13 protein-coding genes are annotated in these 17,986 nt (G+C 54.5%); 4 read left to right on the top strand and 9 right to left on the bottom strand.

Translation table 11 applies throughout. The annotated features are described in order from the left end of the window. The first annotated feature begins 1 nt into the window (after window position 1). Complete coding sequence (gene ftsY, locus B3759_RS15280; protein ID WP_291367252.1) at window positions 2-961, top strand: signal recognition particle-docking protein FtsY; 960 nt, start codon at window positions 2-4, stop codon at window positions 959-961. Between the two features lie 368 nt (window positions 962-1,329). Continuing rightward, window positions 1,330-2,592, top strand: a complete 1,263-nt coding sequence (locus tag B3759_RS15275; protein WP_291367250.1) for an outer membrane beta-barrel protein — start codon at window positions 1,330-1,332, stop codon at window positions 2,590-2,592. Window positions 2,593-2,651: 59 nt separating this feature from the next. Here B3759_RS15275 and B3759_RS15270 read toward each other — a convergent pair whose 3' ends face one another. The 3 genes from B3759_RS15270 to flgE all read right to left on the bottom strand — a co-directional run bounded on the left by B3759_RS15270 (window position 2,652) and on the right by flgE (window position 6,840). Next, window positions 2,652-3,764, bottom strand: coding sequence for a flagellin (locus tag B3759_RS15270; RefSeq protein ID WP_291367248.1), 1,113 nt, complete (start codon window positions 3,762-3,764; stop codon window positions 2,652-2,654). A gap of 5 nt (window positions 3,765-3,769) precedes the next feature. Further along, a complete protein-coding gene (flgK, locus tag B3759_RS15265) occupies window positions 3,770-5,320 on the bottom strand; it encodes a flagellar hook-associated protein FlgK (RefSeq protein ID WP_291367246.1) in 1,551 nt (516 codons plus the stop codon). Between the two features lie 158 nt (window positions 5,321-5,478). Then, window positions 5,479-6,840 (bottom strand): flagellar hook protein FlgE, encoded by a 1,362-nt coding sequence (gene flgE, locus B3759_RS15260; protein ID WP_291367244.1) that lies wholly within the window; start codon window positions 6,838-6,840, stop codon window positions 5,479-5,481. 514 nt (window positions 6,841-7,354) lie between these two features. Here flgE and B3759_RS15255 point away from each other — a divergent pair. Next, window positions 7,355-9,925, top strand: coding sequence for a hypothetical protein (locus B3759_RS15255; RefSeq protein WP_291367242.1), 2,571 nt, complete (start codon window positions 7,355-7,357; stop codon window positions 9,923-9,925). Window positions 9,926-9,936: 11 nt separating this feature from the next. Further along, window positions 9,937-10,740 (top strand): flagellar hook assembly protein FlgD, encoded by an 804-nt coding sequence (locus B3759_RS15250; RefSeq protein WP_291367241.1) that lies wholly within the window; start codon window positions 9,937-9,939, stop codon window positions 10,738-10,740. Between the two features lie 209 nt (window positions 10,741-10,949). On the opposite strand, the gene B3759_RS15245 is transcribed toward B3759_RS15250, so the two are convergent. The 6 genes from B3759_RS15245 to B3759_RS15220 form a co-directional block, all read right to left on the bottom strand. After that, window positions 10,950-11,156 (bottom strand): hypothetical protein, encoded by a 207-nt coding sequence (locus B3759_RS15245; RefSeq protein WP_291367240.1) that lies wholly within the window; start codon window positions 11,154-11,156, stop codon window positions 10,950-10,952. 151 nt (window positions 11,157-11,307) lie between these two features. Further along, window positions 11,308-12,780, bottom strand: a complete 1,473-nt coding sequence (locus B3759_RS15240) for an MATE family efflux transporter (protein ID WP_291367238.1) — start codon at window positions 12,778-12,780, stop codon at window positions 11,308-11,310. Window positions 12,781-12,942: 162 nt separating this feature from the next. Continuing rightward, complete coding sequence (locus tag B3759_RS15235) at window positions 12,943-14,091, bottom strand: AI-2E family transporter (protein WP_291367237.1); 1,149 nt, start codon at window positions 14,089-14,091, stop codon at window positions 12,943-12,945. 91 nt (window positions 14,092-14,182) lie between these two features. After that, entirely contained in the window at window positions 14,183-16,279 is a 2,097-nt protein-coding gene (locus B3759_RS15230; RefSeq protein ID WP_291367235.1) for a S9 family peptidase, read from the bottom strand. A gap of 120 nt (window positions 16,280-16,399) precedes the next feature. Beyond that, window positions 16,400-16,732: a hypothetical protein gene (locus tag B3759_RS15225; RefSeq protein ID WP_291367234.1), complete on the bottom strand. Its 333-nt coding sequence runs from the start codon at window positions 16,730-16,732 to the stop codon at window positions 16,400-16,402. Between the two features lie 142 nt (window positions 16,733-16,874). Then, complete coding sequence (locus B3759_RS15220) at window positions 16,875-17,921, bottom strand: aldo/keto reductase (protein ID WP_291367232.1); 1,047 nt, start codon at window positions 17,919-17,921, stop codon at window positions 16,875-16,877. Window positions 17,922-17,986 lie beyond the last annotated feature (65 nt).

Here is a 17,986-nt window from a genome sequence, read left to right as displayed (position 1 = left end):
CATGGCACTCGGATTTTTCTCCCGTCTCAAGCAGGGGCTGTCGCGCTCCACCCAGAAACTCAGCAGCGTCTTCACCAAGCGCAAGCTCGACGAAGCGGCACTGGAAGATCTGGAAGATCACCTGATCGCGGCGGATCTCGGCCCGGAAGTTGCGGAACGGGTCATCGAATCCTTCCGCAGCACGCGTTTTGGCGCGGAAGTCACGGACGATGAAATCCGGCAAACACTCGCGGATGAAATCGCGCGAGTTCTGACGCCAGTCGCGATCCCTTTCGAGCCGGACCCGAAGCTCAAGCCCCATGTCGTGCTGATGGTCGGGGTTAATGGCACCGGCAAAACCACTACCATCGGCAAGATGGGCCGCTATTTCAGCGAGCAGGGCAAGAAAGTCATCATGGTGGCGGGCGATACCTTCCGTGCCGCCGCTGTTGAACAGCTTCAGGTCTGGGGTGAGCGGACAGGTGTGCCGGTCATTGCAGGCAAGCCTGAGGCCGACGCTGCGGGACTTGCCTTTGAGGCTCTCAAGCGCGGCAAGGAAGAAGGTGCGGACCTGCTTCTGATCGACACGGCCGGACGCCTGCACAACAAGGGCGCTCTGATGGAGGAGCTGGCCAAGATCATCCGTGTGATGAAGAAGTTTGACGAGACAGCGCCCCACTCCGTCATTTTGGTGCTTGATGCGACAACCGGGCAGAACGCGATTGAACAGGTGCGCGTCTTCCGTGAACTGGTGAACGTCACAGGCCTAATCGTAACCAAGCTGGATGGCTCGGCCCGTGGTGGCATCGTGGTGGCGCTGGCTGATCAGTTCAAGTTACCGATCCATGCCGTTGGCGTTGGAGAGAAGGCTGAGGATTTACGTCCTTTCTCGGCACAGGAGTTTGCGCGGGGTCTTGTTGGTAAGACAGAGATTTCGACGACGACTGTTGAAGAGACAGCTGAACAATCCCCATCTGAATAACACGGGATTAACGAGCGCATCTATTCTTGCAAGTTAACAGCTGAATACCTGAATCCATCACGTCTTTACAAATATCCTCTGCAAATAAGAGGCGTGATGAGTCTCTACCCTTAAAGTCAGCGGGAAAAAGCTCCCTCCACAAGACCAGCACGAGGGGAAATATATATCAGAAGCGCAACCGGAATGGCCGCGCTTGTTTCCGATATCTCACCATGTTTTCAAAAGGTCTTTTCGTATCCAAAGATGATACAAAAAGGCGATTTGTGTTTTTTTGTTTCACATTCAAATGATTTTACCCTTATGATCGTGTCATACTGAAATGCGCCATCGGCGGAGAGTTGCGTTTTCTCCGCAACACAGGAATAGAAATGCCAATATCAAAATGGAAACCAGCCCTTCTCCCTGCATTGGCTCTTCTGATGACGGGCGGTTCCATTTCAGGCTACGCCGCAATTCCGTTATTTACCAAAAGCACTGAAGCAACTGGCTTCGAGGAATGGTGGCGGGGTATTACGCTAGCCGGTCGTATCGACGGAGGCATATCCGCCAATCCGGCCCGCCCCGATAACGGTATCAATTTCGGCAACTTTATTGGCGACCATGCCAATCAGGCACAGCTCAATCAGTTTGCCCTGACGCTGGCACATGACATCGACACAACGACTGATGGCTACAGCTTCGGTTTTAACCTTGAAGCGTCCTACGGTTCAGACTCACGGTATTACCATCTTCTCGGTATTTCCGACCGGGCTTTCAATTCGCGCTATCAGATCATCCCCTCCCATGCGCAGGTGGACGCTCATCTACCGTGGTTCACCAAGCTGGGCGTCGATATGCACGCCGGCATCCTTCAAGCCCCCATGGGACTGGAAGCGTTCGATCCAAACGCACGGCCATTTTATACATTCAGCTATACGGGCCAATATTCCGTGCCCTTTCAGCATGTCGGGATGATGGCCACTATTCATGTCACTCCCATGATTGACGTGCTCACTGGCATTGATACCGGCAATCAGACGACATTCGGACGGAGCGACAACAACAGCGCGCCAGCTGGATACGCGGGCATCACGTTGAATAATCTTGCACATGGCAAGCTGACCATAACGGAATTAAGCCGCTTTGGCTCTGAAGACTCTCGTATCGCCTTTCATCATGGTGCCAATGAAGATCTGCGCTTCTGGAATGATCTTACGGCCATTTATAAAATTACTCCCACCGTTACTTTGACCGGTGAATTCAATTATATGCATGATGACGGACTGAGAGCCGATACGGAAAGTTTTGTTTCCTATCTCAGCTGGAATTTCATGAAAAATCTGACCTTCAATTATCGAGGTGAGATTTATCGCGACAACACAGGGCTGATGGTCGCCAATTTTTTGAGCAATGAAGGCTACATGAACGCTATTGCGGGACGTTCAGCACCGACAGAGAGTGCTCCGCCCACCACTTACGGCGCCATGACATTGGGCGTAACCTACAGGACTTCTCTGAGCAAAGACTACGGTTATTTCGCAATTCGTCCGGAAGTCCGCTTTGATCGCTCGCTGAATGGGACGACACCGTTCAACGACAACCGTAACAGTGGCATGTTCACATTCGGTGGCGATGCCATGATTGGTTTTTGAGTATTGAGCGGAAGGGTAAATTAAGACCTCTTCCGCAACATAATATCCAAAAGTCTACATTATATATAGCTTGCCAGCGTCATACCTTTGAGATCAGAGATCAGCGTATAGGATGCCATCAACTGATCCTGAACATTGCCTGTCTGGACAGAAACAGCTGCGATATCAACATCCTTGATGTCTGATAGCTGAGACGTGAGCATCGTGCTCATAGTTGAAAGGTTTGTCGACTGAGTTGTCAGAGAGCTCTGCATAAGCCCAAGAGTTCCCTCCTGATTACTCAACTCCGTCCCCACTGTATTAGTTGACGCTTTCAACTGAGTTACAAGATCAGAAAAATTGCTGCTGGATGTATCAGCACTTCCAAGAGAGGCAACAATCATCAGATTACGCATCAGATCCCGGATAGCAGATCCTGTCGTTGTCGTTTGAGAACTTGTCGGCGTTGTACCTTCTGTCGCGACCATGCCAACATTGATGACAGAGGACTGTCCGACAACAGCTTTTGTTTCAAGCCCTTTTGCAGAACTGGGATCTGTGGACAGCGCGGAAGAAAACACTGACAGATTGACTGTTGTGCCATCAGCGGAGGTATAAGTTGCCCCACTTGAAGCGTAAGATGTTGCTGTTTCAAGAACCGATGAAGCCCCCAGTGTATCCAACTGACTGACAACGTCCGATGTCACCGTGGCAAGAGTGCTGTTTGCCAGCCCCCCTGCATCAGTAACCGGAGCATTATTGACATCAGTCCCGGCAAAGACATAGCCGGTGCTGCCCTGGGCGTTCAGATAATCACCCAATTCAGACAAAGCCGTCTGTGCACTGGCGGCAACTGTAGCCAGAGTTTCTTTTCCATACGTGCCATTCAGAGAAAGCAAGTCGTTTTGTAATGTGGTGTTGAGCGATGTGATTTCCGTAAGGGCGCTTTGAGTCACACTCAAATTCGTCTGCGCGCCACTGATGGAGGTTTGCCAGGTAGAAATCGCAGTAATCTGCGGTTGCAGACTCAACGCCTGCCCCCGCTGATCTCCAAGACCAGCATATGTGTCAGACACCACCCCAGTTGTCGCCTGAGCGACAAGTGCCGTCTGCTGGTCAGTCAGAGTACTGACTGCCTGCTGCAACACATATGCCGTACCACTCGCACCATAGAGACCAACTGATGTACTCATGATTTTTACACCGCATCCAGAAGCGCCGTGAACATAGCTTTCACAGCTGTGACAACTTTTGCATTCGCTGTATAGGCATTTTGCAATGCAATGATGTTGGACATCTCATTATCCACATTAACTCCCGAAACATTCGAGACCTTTGTAGTTAACGTAGATTGCACGGACGTAGCCGTCGTGAGATTTGATGTAGCCGATGATGCCACCTGAGCCTGAGCAGACGTCAAAGACGTCGCAAGATTGGCGAGTGTCTGACTTCCGCTATAGCCGGTAGTAATGTCGCCATTTACACCCAATCCCGAACCGGGAGCCGCAGGGGAGCCTGATCCAAGAGCTGTCTGCAACAGAGCCACAGCCGTGTCCGTCGATCCATCCTCAGATAATGAAGAAGGATCAGCAGCAATTGCATCTCCCACCTGAATGGTGCCCGAAAATCCTACGATACCATCAGGAGGAGTGGCTGTTGTGCTTGATCCCGGCACATCGCCGGAAGCATCAGTGAACAACTTAACGCCCTGATCGTTAAACCGCGTCGCAAGAGTCGAGGCAAAAGAATCCAGCTGGGCCTGCATCTTCGGATAAACATTGTCACGAAGATCGATGTTCGCTCCAAGCTCGCCACCCGTCAGATGAGACGTAAGATCAGTTGTGCTGCCGACCAGCGTGATGGCTGGAATATAACTGCTGGTATCCGAGGCCGTGATGGAAGAGGTCGCGCTGATGGTTACATCGTCTGTCGTCAACGGCCAGGTCGAGCTGGGTTCCAGCGTGGACGTTCCCGTACTATTGGAATCAGTCGTGGGATAAGTGGAAAGCACACTGTTATTGCTGTCTTTCGGATAAGTCGGTAACTGCGTCCCGTCGGCTGTCTTGACCAGCATGTCTCCTTTGGACGTCTCGGTATATGTGACAGACATATACGACGAGAGATCAGACATGGCGGCAGCACGCTGGTTTTCCAGATCTGCCGTGCTCATTCCCTGCACTTTAAGTGACATGATCTGCTTCGACAGAACACCAATGGTCGTCAGATCCGTATTGACTGAAGATACCTCAGAGACAATTGAATCCTGCGCCGCCTGACGCTGCGCCTGATAGGTTGATGACAGCGTGTTGATGGATGTCGCCAGTGTCTGCGCGTTACTGATGACAGTGCTTCTCGCCGTTGCATCGGATGGTGTTGAAACAAGTGCCGTGATGGCATTGGAAAGATTGCCGACCTCGTCAGACAAGGTCGCGCTTGATCCTGAATCTGAACTGGTCGATCCCTGAAGCGCCGTGATTGCGGAGAGGGAATTATTCTGCACCGTCAATGCAGAAACCTGGGCATTCTGCGTGTAAAGACTACTCTGCAGCGCATTATTGACGTTACGCGTTGTCAGACCAATCGAAACGCCGGAGCCCGTGCCCGTCGTATCTGCAGAGTTGAGGTTTGCAACCTCTTCCACATAACCAGTCGTGCTGGCATTGGAGACGTTCTGTGACAGCACACCAAGCGCGTACTGATTGCCTTCCAGCCCGCTGGTGGCGATGGACAGTGCATTGTTCAGATCCATGACCTTGAACTCCGACAAAACCTCGCCCACCAATCCAAATGGCGCAAGGCGCACCACGCCCAAGTTTTTTGGCGACGCGGCGCTTTGTTGAACCGGGCGGGACTACCGATCTTTTGTTCAGCTTGACCCACTCAGGTGAAAAACAGGTTAATGAGCCGTTAGCGGATCATCGAAATCGTCGCCTGCAGCAGCGTATCAGCTGTCGTGACGATCTTCGTATTGGCCGTGTAGGCTTCCTGAGTGACGATCAGGCTGGACAGATCAGACGTCAGATCCGTCGTGGAAGATTCGGTAGAGGACGTTTTCAGAACGCCGGTGCCGTTTGAGCCCACCGTCCCGATCGTTGCGGAACCAGAGGCTGAAGTTGCCTGATAGGCCTGTCCGTCAACAGCCATGAGCCCGTCCGGGTTCACGAAGGATGCAAGAGCGACCTTACCAACAAGCTGGGTGTCACCGTTACTGAAGGTTGCCATAATCGAACCATCAGTCTCCATGGAAATACCCTGGTAAGTGCCTGTCGTTACGCTGTCACTGTCAATTGTTGGCGTCGTCGAATTGTTCGCTGCAGTTGTAACGCCAGCGCTACTGCCAATCGTACCCAGATTCAGATTGACCGTCTGCGCTGCTGCACCATTGGTGTAGCTCAGCGTAATTGGAAGAGTAGCCGTCGAGCCCGTGTAACCTGTGCCAATCAATGCACCAGTAGAATCCTTTACGTCTTTGAGGTTGCCACTGGAGTCGAAATCGACAGTATAGGTGGACGTTGATGTGGAATCAGTACCACTACCAACAATCATACTCGTGTCAGTTGTTGGATCAGCATTTGCTACAGTAACCGTATAGGTCGAGCCACCTGTATTATCAGTTGAGGTCGTTGTGGAATCCCACTTGACTGACAATCCATGCGCCTGCGACGTGGAATCATAGATAGTCTGAGGCGTGGACGCGCCTGTCGAATCAACCGGATATGTCTGACCGCTGGTTATACCACCCGTCATCGTCAGGGTAGTTGTTTCAGTCGGGCGGAAAGCAACATCTGAAACCTGAATCTGCGTCAGATCATTGCTGAGTGTACCTGTTTTCGGGTCAGCCATATATCCGTTCAGATAATAGCCGGATGTATTGACCAGATAGCCATTCTTATCCTGATAGAAGTTTCCGTTTCGCGTAAAATACTGCTGATCTCCAAATGTTTCCGTACCAGCAGTTGCCTGACCGGTTGGCTGTGAAACATCAAAGAAGCCATTTCCTGAAATCGCGAGAGCAAGCGTGTTCGTACTGGCCGTAATCGTGCCCTGCTGCTGGGTCTGGGAGGTTGTGTAAGCTGATACACCATCAGAAACAGCCTGCCCCTGCGCGTAAGAAGCAAGGTTGTTGGAAACCGTGTCCTGAAAGCTTGTGTCAGACGCCTTGTAACCGACAGTCTGGCTGTTCGCGATATTATTACTGAGGTTTGTAAAAGCTGTTGACTGAGCGTTAATACCTGCAACAGCCGTTGTAAGCGAATTGAAAATCGACATGGATCACTCCTAAAGGGCGGCCCCGGCAGCGCGGCGCCGACGACCTCAACATCCCTTATCCATGCAGAAAGCGTGCCAACCTTCACTGAATAACGATTTTTTATTGATGTTAATAAATGCCCCCGGAAACCCGCGGGAATCTTGCGTGATATTTACTTTTCTTTTTTTCGTTTATTGGCTCATGGAAAAGACAGATTCCGGCAAACCGGCACATTTTGCCGACCAAGGCATTTTTGTTCCTGCATGATGCAGATTTTTCTCCGGCTAATTTATCACCGCCTCCATCCCGCCAAAAATCCTTTTCATTTCCTCAAGCTGTACAAACTCCATAAAAACACAAAAATATCAATGTATTATAAAAAATAACAGCAAAAAATTGGTATCAACACACCGATAAAAAGATTGATCAGTCGAAGTTGGCCCAAAATTTGCATCTATTCTCATTGCATAATTCGACTGGGATTAAGTTATGGCAAGTCTGGTGACATCGCTGCTTACAGAAACCGCCCCTAAAGTGACCAAGGCAACCAAGGTCACGTCCGGAAAGACCGTGTCTTCTGCTGCGACATCCCGACGCTCTCTATCGTCTGCCCAATCATCGACAGACGATCAGACTGAAGCCGGAACGCAGCCTACATTCGGCGATCATATGGCGCGCCAGACCCTCAGTCTGCCGCACAATTCCCAATCCCGGACGAGGCAGGCAAATTCTGCCCAGTCGCAGACATCAAGCGTCTCCTCCCTATCGCTGGAACAGAATGAAGACGCGCAGGCAGTGTCTGACAACACAACACCAGCCGACAATACATCCCTGTCACTTTCCGCCATCAACACGACGCAGGAAGACGCTGCAGCAAAAGCCCTTACAGCGGATGCGACTGCTACCATCGCAACCAGCCTGCCTTCATTGTCTTCCGCCACAGAAAACAGCTCTTCAGCTTCCACGGTCAGCAGCGCTGTGACTGATGACAGTCATAAACCAACTGACAGTCGGTCAACCAAAAACCAGCACAAGGAAAAACTGGCCAACTCTGAAAATACGGCCGGTGACAGCAGCAATCAGACGCTACCGGCTTCAGATACAACGCTGGAACTGGCTGCCCTGAGCGTTTACCAGCCGTCATTCTCTTCCTCAGAAACGCCTGTCACATTGTCCGGCAACGATGGTCAGACAACTCTTTCTTCAGTGTCTGCACAGGAAATCTCTGTTCCTTCATCATTTGCATCCAGTTCCGCATCAGGAAACGCTGCGATTATGACAGCGCCAGTCCATAATACGCTTTCAGACACCGGTGCTTTTCTCTCCGAAGAGGTATCGTCAGGTGATGCGAAAGTAGATAGGCCTGATCAGCTTATCTCCGTAGTTGACTCAAAAAATTCTGGTGTAATCAAGCCTCTTCACACTACTTCTGTAAGCCAGGCTTCCTCTCGGACAGCACCGAATGAAATAACAAGCAACCAGATAGCGGATAGCAAGAGCACCGATACACAACTGACGAGCATCAAAACATCGGACGTCACTGCCGCAGCTACCCAGACATTCAGTGCCACCACTGACACCCAGACGATCAGTGCCCTCCCCACGAACAGCTCTACGACCGACACACAGATTGCCAGCGCCCTGCCCCCAAGCAGCGCTACCACCGACACGCAGACAGCTAGTGCCCTACCCACAACCAGTGCAGACACTAATACACAGACAACTAGTGCCCTGCCGACAAATGGCGCTGCCACTGACGCTCAAACGAGGGACAACAAAACAGTCCTGACAATGCCTGCAGATATAAAGGTCAGTTCCAGTTCCGGTACCAGAGGCTCATCATTCTTTCACAATGACGTCCGCCCTACGAGCGCAACCAGTTTCAGCCAGATCCAGTCGTTGCAGGATATTGCTACCACGCCGGTCAATACTGAAACCGACAAACAATCTCTTTCAAACAACACACAGTCACCTCCACAAACAAAGGCTGAAGCAACACCGGCCCCTGTTATCGATCCCGCTCAGAATGCTCCGTCTCAGCCGACGGTCGTGTCCACAAATACATCGATTAGTCAGCCGGGGACGGTCTTCGCTACTCAGGAAAGCAAGACAGCCAGCTCTGATATTCCTCAAACTGCACAGGTAACTGGGCAGCCAACAGATACGTCCGCACAAGTGCAGGTGGCCTGGAATCCTGCTCCTGTCACCTCGACGCCCTCCGCAGGGAAAGTCACTGCAAGCAGGACAGCTCCGCTGGATGATCGCTCATCAGGACGCACAGACATTTCCAACGCTGCGCAGGCACAGACCACACCAGTCGAACCGCAGACAGATGACGTAGCTTCTTCCACCACTTCAGAGAAAACGTCTGCAGATCAGCAAGGCAACAGAGACGATAACAAAAACTCTGATCAGCACACGTCATCTGACCGGTCTCTGACCGCAAACATGACACTGCCGCAGACCTATAACGAGGCCACACCTTTTTCTGAGCAACTGGTCGCCAGCACAACGAGTGACGCCTCTGCTCCAGCCTCAACCACTACACAGGCGTCAGCGACGACCTCGTCTTCCTCCATCGACACAACTGCGGCATCCGACAGTAGTTCCACAGCTCTCAACATGACAGTTGCACTGCAGGATGATGCTCAGACACCGCTACACGTCACCATTGATAAATCCGACAAGTCTGACGGGCTGAACATTCACATTGGTGCGGATGGCCTCACGACCCTGAACGAATTGCAGACCCATAAACACGAGCTGGTTCATGCTTTGGAAAATGCGGGCATCTCGACCGCTGGATCACAGATTTCATTCGGTCTTGCCGATAACAATGCCGATTCATCATTCTCGCAAAACCATCAGTCTCAGCAACAGCCACAGGATAACAGCACGAATACGACTGCTGGATCTTCAGATTTTGCAAACGCTTTTGGCGGTACACTCTCCGGAAACAGCAACGGAGATGGCTCCCGGAACGCCTGGAGCGCAACTCCATCCACAACCATGATTTCAGCTGCGGCTTCAGACGCCGATGAGACCAGCGACCAGATATATGCCTCGACTGCCCTGCGGACAGGCTCAGTCAACATCACAGCCTGAAAGAACCGGATATGACAACGACAGTAGCAACTTCATCATCTTCAACTTCGCTTCTTTCATCTGCGGTCAGCGCGTCCCAGTCCGCAGCCTCGGTCAATGCCGCCGCCAACACGGCAGCATCCAACACGACTGCGACCGACACCAGCACAAGCGCCCTCTCCTCGCTCACCAGCAACTTCAACACGTTCCTCACCCTGCTCACCACACAGCTCAAGAATCAGGATCCGAGTAGCCCGATGAGCAGTGATACGTTCACCTCCGAACTCGCTCAGTTCGCAAGCGTGGAACAGCAGGTTGATACCAACACCAACCTGAAAACGCTGATTTCCCTGACGCAGGATGGTCAGCAGTCGACCGATATGTCGCTGGTTGGCAAAACTGCCGTTGCAACCACAAGCGAACTGCCACTGCAGAACAGCAGCAGCAGCGTTTCCTTTAACACGACGACCGAAGAACCGATTGCGATTGCCGTCTCTGACAGCAACGGCAATGTCGTCAAGACGGCGGAACTGACCTCCACTGTCGGCACCAATACATGGACATGGGACGGCACCAGCGACAGCGGAGCCCAGCTCAGCGATGGTTCCTACAACATCGCCGTGCAGACGGCGGACACGTCCGGCAATACATCCGACGTTCCGTTTACCGTCACAGGCACTGTCACAGGCGTCACCCGCAACGGCAGCTCGATCTACGTCAATATGGGGGACAGCACGATTGACATGTCGGACGTCAATTCGTTCTCCGACACGTCGAGTGCCAGCACGACTTCAACGTCCTCCACATCGTCAGACTCTTCATCCACCTCAAGCTGATGATGGAGCGAAGCAGGGTCTTTTCAACGGATCAGACCCTGCCCGTTTCAGGCAGAAGTCGCTTACGGGATTGCGGAAACCGGCTCTTTTCAGAGAGCCTGTTTTTCCGAAGCCCTTTCAGACGTGAGCCTCTCCTGAAACGCATCTGCACTCTATAATCTGTCCCGCAAGCAGACTTCTGAAACAGTCTGGCAGATCATGCAGACTACTTACTCGTCTTCGCCAAGCACCTCACGGGCGCGCCGGACGATCGTTTCATACTCTTCATCAGACAGCTCTCCCCGATGATGAAACTCGCTGGCACGGGCAAGTGCATCTCTGGCGTGATTCTTGTCGGGAATGGGATAGCGCCTTCCCGGTAAGGCAAAGGCACTGTCAGGAAGCGCATCGCGCTCGGCTTGTGTCAGACGTGACATGGCGATCCTCCAGAAAAAAGCGCTCGTCTGAAATCATTCCACCAACGATCCCGGACTTGAGCATAGGCTGCACCTCAGACCTTAAACAGGTAAGTTGCGCACTGCTTTGATATGGTCCCTGTTTCTGTCGAAACAATTGCATGTCAGCTCTTCAGGAAGATCCGTCTTTCGCACACAGATCCGCCTCATCCATTTCATCAAGATCCGCCATAGCAGCTTCCGCGCTCTGCGTCGGCACATCACTGGCCCGGACATCCATTCTCTGCATCGGTGCCTTAACAGCGCCGGGAGCCGACAATCCGTGCACAACGCGGAAAGCGACGATGATCGCCAATCCGCCGAAAAGCACGCTGCCCGCAGCCTGACCAATCTGCACACCCAGCGCTCCAAATCCGGCTCCATACGCCACAAAAGGGATCGTTCCCAATGTTGCGCGTCCCCAGTTGAACAGGGTCGAATAGAGCGGGTGACCAAGATTGTTGAACACCGTATTGGCGACAAAAAGCATACCGACAAACAGATAGCCCAGCACCGTCCATGAACAGAACAGATGGATCAGCGCGGCACCGTCTCCCTGAAGGTGGAATCCCTCCGTCAGCAGATTCTGCGAGAGCGCCAGCACGCCCCAAGTGCAGGCAACGCATCCCACCACAATCTTGAGAGAAGCGACCAGCACCTCCCGCACACGGTCCAGTTTGCCCGCTCCAAGGTTCTGGGAAATGATCGGTCCAACCGCGCCCGTCAGAGCGAAAACCATAGCGAACGCCACGACGACAATACGCTCCACCGCCGTCTGGCCACTGACTGCCTCAAGGCCGAACTGCGCCATGTGCTCAGTGACATAGGCTCCCCCCACCGGGGTCGCCAGATTTGTCAGAATGGCCGGAATGGCAATCCCCGCGACACGACGGCTATCGCCCCATATAGCGACAGGTTTGGGCCATTCGAGCATTCCGTGCAGGCTTGCGCCCCGCCACCCGAGAACGAGAACCGCCCCACGCGCAAGAACCGTGCTGATGGCGGCTCCCATCAGTCCTTCCCTGAATCCGAGAATCAGGATTGGGTCCAGAATGGCCGTGAGGATCGCTCCAGCAAGGGTGACATTCATGGAGCGTTTTGCATCTCCGACTGCCCGCATCAGTGCCGAGGCGGACATGCCGAGCGAAATCAGCGGCAGAAACGGAGACGTCAGATAGATGTAGAGAGCCGCCTGATCGAGCGCCTCTCCTGATGCGCCCAGCAGTGAGAGGATGGGACGCGCCAGAAGAGCTGTCACGATCCCCACCATCGCCGTAAGCACGAGATTGGTCAGCATGAATGAGGAGGCAATCCGCCGCGCCCGATAGAAGCTGCCGCCGCCAATCTCCCTGCCCACGCAAGCGCCAAGTCCAATGGTCAGACCGATGGACACCGCGATCTGGATACCGCCCACGGCGCCGGCAAAACCGATTGCAGCCGTCAGGGCCGGCACACCGAGATGAGCGATATAAATCATGTTCAGCATATCGACGGCGAACACAGCCATCAGCCCGATAGCGCCGGTTCCCGCCATAACGAGAACGTGCCGCATAATGCTGCCGACCACGAAACACGCCTTTTGTCTCGGCACTGGTCTTCCGTTCATTAAAATCCTGCGGGTCGGACTTTATAATACTGCGCCCGCTCTCGCCGCAGTATGGCATGACCGGACTGCAACGCGAATGCCGAACGTCTATCACAAAAACATTTATATTCCGTGGCGGACTGTCACGGAGAAACCGGAGTAGAACTCCGACCGGATCGAGCGTTACCCTTCAGGAAGAGCCATTCCCCGCTCACGCGACCAGTTCCGCCAGAGCAGATGCAGCGTCGCCATTGCCGCCGGGCCGAGGAACAGACCGAGTAGGCCCCATGTCTCGGCACCACCGACAATCCCCAGCAGCACCCACAGGAACGGCAGTTGCGTACTGCCGCCAATGAGACCCGGACGGACAAAATGATCCGCCGTGAAAATCACCACTGCACCAATGGCGAAGACCGCCACGGCTGCCATCGTGCCGCCATCCACGAGAAGGAAGGTCGAGGCAAGCCCGACCGGAATCATCGCGCAGAAGGGAATCATGGCCGCAATGGCGGTCGCACCCCCGAGCAGAACCGGATGAGGGACGCCTGTCAGAAAGTAGATTACGCCCATGATGATCCCCTCGCCCACGCCGACGAGAACCAGTCCGGCAACAGTGCCGTGGATGGAAGCAATGATCTGGTGTCCGATCAGTTCACCCCGTCGGCCAAAAGCCCGGCGTGAAGCGATCGTGCATTCGCGCATGATCGTGTCCCCATCCTTGTAGAGAAAGAACAGGGTCAGAATGGAGAAGAAGAACAGCGTGCCGCGATGAACGACCTGCGATCCGACGGTCTTTGTCATGGCCAGACCGCGTGCATCGAACGAACTGAAGAATTCCGCCGCCGCACTCGGGTCGGACAGATGGCTGTTCCACCATTTGACGACGGCGTTGGCTCCGAAAGGCAGTCTGCTGACCCATACCGGCACCGGCACACCGGTATTGCGGGCATGTTTCATCAGCCCGAGCACATTCTGCGCTTCGTTGGCGGCCTCAAGCCCGACAAACAACATGGGAATCAGAAAAAGCAGCGCCATACCCGCCGTGCAGAGTGCCGGCAGAAGCGCTCCATGCGCCAGACGAGGCCAACGGGCCTGGATCTTGCGGTAGAGAGGCCAGGTCGCCACAGCAAAGACCACACCCCAAGCCAGCGCGCTCAGGAAGCCATGAATTGTGTAGGTTGTGATCGCGACAATGGCGAGGGCCAGAATTTCCCGCGCCTTCCATTGGGCGCGCCGGGCTGCCTGCCTCTGCTCAAGGGTGATATCTTCGACCGGACAGGGCGGAAGGTGAACATGGTCGTCATCATGCGGCGGCAGACCGGATTGTGACATTCAGCTATCTTCCCTCAAGCATTGCTCCCCGGACAGGCCTTGGCGAAATCTGTGGACCAGATAAACGCCATGCCACGCGAGACCGCTCCTGTCACGCTTCCGGCTGTCGGCTGCGTGCTTCCGCCCAGATGGCGAAGGCATGAATCAGCGCCGCTTCATCCAGAGATTTGAAGCGTCCTGATGCCCCGCCATGACCGGCTTCCATGTTGATCCGCAGCAGAAGCGGATTGTCCGACACAGAATACTCACGCAGTTTCGCGATCCATTTGGCAGGCTCCCAGTAGGTTACCCGCGGGTCGGTCAGACCGCCGATCGCGAATACTGCCGGATAGGGCTTTGCAGCGATCTGGTCATAGGGTGAATAACCGGCAATCCGGTCATAGGCTTTTTCATTGATCAGCGGATTGCCCCATTCCGGCCATTCAGGCGGCGTCAGAGGCAGGCTGTCGTCCGACATGGTGTTGAGCACGTCCACGAACGGCACGACGGCCACTACACCTGCGAACAGTTCCGGGCGCATGTTGGTGATAGCCCCCATCAGCATGCCGCCAGCCGATCGGCCATCCGCAACAATCCGTCCAGCATCCGTCCAGCCCTGCTCGATGAGATGATCGGCGCAGGCGATAAAGTCCGTAAAGGTGTTCGTCTTGTGCTCGTCTCGCCCACCAAGGAACCAGTTCCAGCCCTTTTCCGAACCACCCCGGATATGCGCGATGGCATAGACCCAGCCGCGATCGACCAGACTCAGATTGCGGGTCGAAAAGGTGGGGTCGATGGAGATTCCATAGGAACCATACCCGTAGAGCAGCATCGGCGCGGGCTGACCTTCCGGGGTGTCCCGATGCCAGAGCAGCGTGATCGGCACAAGTTCACCGTCCGGCGCCTTGGCCATTAGCCGCTTTGTCCGATAATTCTCAGGATCATGCCCTGACGGCACATCCTGCATCTTCAGCAGATGCCGCGTGCGGTCCTGCATATCGTAGGAGAACCACTGCCGCGGCGTGGTTGGCGACTGGTAGGAATAGCGAAGTTCCGTCGTCTTAAACTCGTAGGACCCGTCGAGCGAAAGCGTGTAAGCGTCTTCGTCTGTCGCAATCTGGTGCCGCTCGCCAGCCTTGTCTTCGATAGCGATGATGATGTTCGCATTCACCCGCTCGGTCCACACCAGATGGTCGGCAAAACAGATTGCCCCCGTGATGTAGTGTCCAGCGCGATGCGGCACATGCTCACACCACGCCGAACGGTCACCCACGGCCTCATCCGCAACCGTCATCAGTTTGAAATCTGTGGCCCCATCAGCATTTGTGCGGATGACGAACCTGTCTCCACCATGAGACAGTTCATACATCAGCCCTTTTTCACGCGGGGCGACGCACACTGGAGCGGCTTCAGGAGCAGCGTCAGGGATGATCCAGTTTTCGGACGTATCATGATCGTTGGTGCTGATGACAATCCATTTGCCGGAACGCGCTGCGCTCACCCCGACAAAAAAGCCTGAATCCGGCTCATCATACACCAGCACATCATCGCTTGCGGTCAGGGCACGGCGGTAAATCTTCACTGGACGACCATTATCGTCCCGGCAGGTCCAGAAGATGTACTTTGAATCCGGAGAAAAGGTGAACTCGCCTGAACAGTTCTCAATCTCGACAGGCAGTATCTCGCCCGTGGTCAGGTCACGCACGCGGATGGTGTAAATTTCGGAACCCTGCGTGTCTTCCGCCCATGCAAATAGGCGATGGTCCGGACTGTGGGTTGCACCCCGTGCTGCGTAATAGGGCTGCCCTTTCGCTCGCACGTCCGCGTCGAGCAGCACTTCTTCCGTTTCCGGATGCCCTTCCGCATGACGCACGTAACGGGGATACTGCGATCCCGACTCATAGCGGACGCCATAGCGCCATGTGCCGTGCGGGAGTGGCGGGAAAGAGTCGTCTTCCTTCAGACGCCCCTTCATCTCGGCGACGATTTCGCTCTGCAACGCCTTCGTCGGGGCCAGCACGGCATCAGAGTAAGCGTTTTCCTTGCGCAGATGATCGGCAATGTCCGATCGGAGCAGGGCCGGATCACGCAGAACTTCCTGCCAGTTATCGTCCTTCATCCACGCATAGTCATCCACACGGGTGCGTCCGAGCTGCTCGATGCGGCAGGACTTCTTGTGGGCAACGGGCGGTGCGGGGATTTGCGACATATAAATGGCCTTCCAGTGACGACTAGAAGGCCATTCTTACACAGGATGGCTCAACGAACACCCTGTCGGGTGAAAGGGTTCAGCCATGCAATCGTTGAAAAGCTGTAAAAAAACGCCAGATCAGGTGTCTTTCAGAGCCTTTTCTTCCTCTTTACGGGTTCCGAACGGCACTTCCTGCCTGTCGTCCTGCTCGTCCATGCTGCCGCCAAGATTACCCAGATTTTCCTGAATCTTGGCGTCCTCAATCGGCTCGCCATTCGGGGCCAGCGGCACAGCAGACTCGACCGGGATTTCCCCAGCGTCAGGATTGATCTCCATCCCGATCAGATCTGTCGCAGCTTCCATATAGCCTTCAGGACCACAGGTCGGCTTGCCGTCGGCAATCCACATTTCATTGGCTTTGGCCTTGATCTTGGCGTCGCGCTGCGGCGAGTCTTCCAGTGGGTTTTCCATATCATGCACTCCTCAAATGACCGTCACTGTGCGGAGACGAACTCCGCTTGCCCATCAGAACGACCTGAGCGGGAGGCAGTTTCGGTCCTGCCTGTCATGTTAGGCCAGCCGTCACCGGAACACACCCCCTTCAGAAAGCACCTCAGGGAGCCGGATTGTTATGGATCTGATGAATGGCGTTGATCCGGCTTTCCAGCTCTGGAGTGATCTTAACATCCACCGATCCGAGAATGGTCTGCAACTGGGCAATGCTGGTCGCCCCGATGATATTGGAGGTGACAAAGGACCGCGACGTCACGAACGCGACCGCCAGCTGTACCGGATCGATTCCAAACTCCTGCGCCAGCGCGATATAGGCCCGGATGGCGTCATCCACGCCCGGCTTTTCATAGCGCTGTCCCCTGTTGAACAGGGTTGTGCGTGCGCCAGCGGGTCGCGCGCCATCCAGATATTTTCCTGTCAGATAACCCTGCGCCAACGGTGAATAGGCCAGCAGCCCAACCTGCTCACGCAGCGCAAACTCCGCCAGACCCAATTCGAATGTCCGGTTGATCAGATTGTAGGCGTTCTGAATCGACACGACCCGTGGCGCGCCCTGACGGGACACTTCCAAGCACTTGGCGACACCCCAGGGTGTTTCATTGGACAGACCGACATGCCGGATCTTCCCTTCCGTCACGAGATCGCCCAGCACACCCAGCGTTTCCTCAAGAGGCACTTCATCATCGACAGGCAGTTTTTCAAATGTCGTGCCGCCTGCGCCAAACAGATTGACCCGACGGTCCGGCCAGTGAAGCTGGTAGAGATCGACATAATCCGTGCCGAGCCGTTTGAGCGATCCTTCCAGCGCATATCGGATCTGGCGAGGTGTCAGACGGGTTTCTTCTCCACCCGGGCGGAACCATTCCATCGGGCTACGACCGACAACCTTGGTCGCGAGGATGATCTGATCACGGCGTCCGCTCTTTGCCAGCCAGCTGCCGACGATCCGTTCCGTGACGCCAAACGTCTCGGCTCTGGGTGGGATGGAATAGAGTTCAGCCGTGTCGATGAAGTTGATGCCTTTTTCGATCGCAAGATCGAGTTGGGCATGGCCTTCCGCTTCCGTGTTCTGCTGACCGAACGTCATCGTGCCGAGACAGATTTCACTGACGAGGATGCCGGTACGCCCGAGTTCACGTTGTTTCATACTGTCCGCTTTCGTCTTCCGATGAGTGCCAGACGGGAGATAAGCAGCCCTTTACGGATTGTCGC

The sequence above is a fragment of the Acetobacter sp. UBA5411 genome, assembly GCF_002409645.1.
Taxonomy (GTDB): Bacteria; Pseudomonadota; Alphaproteobacteria; order Acetobacterales; family Acetobacteraceae; genus Acetobacter.
Note: the sequence above shows the minus strand (reverse complement) of the source record. Positions and strands in the feature narration are given on the sequence as shown.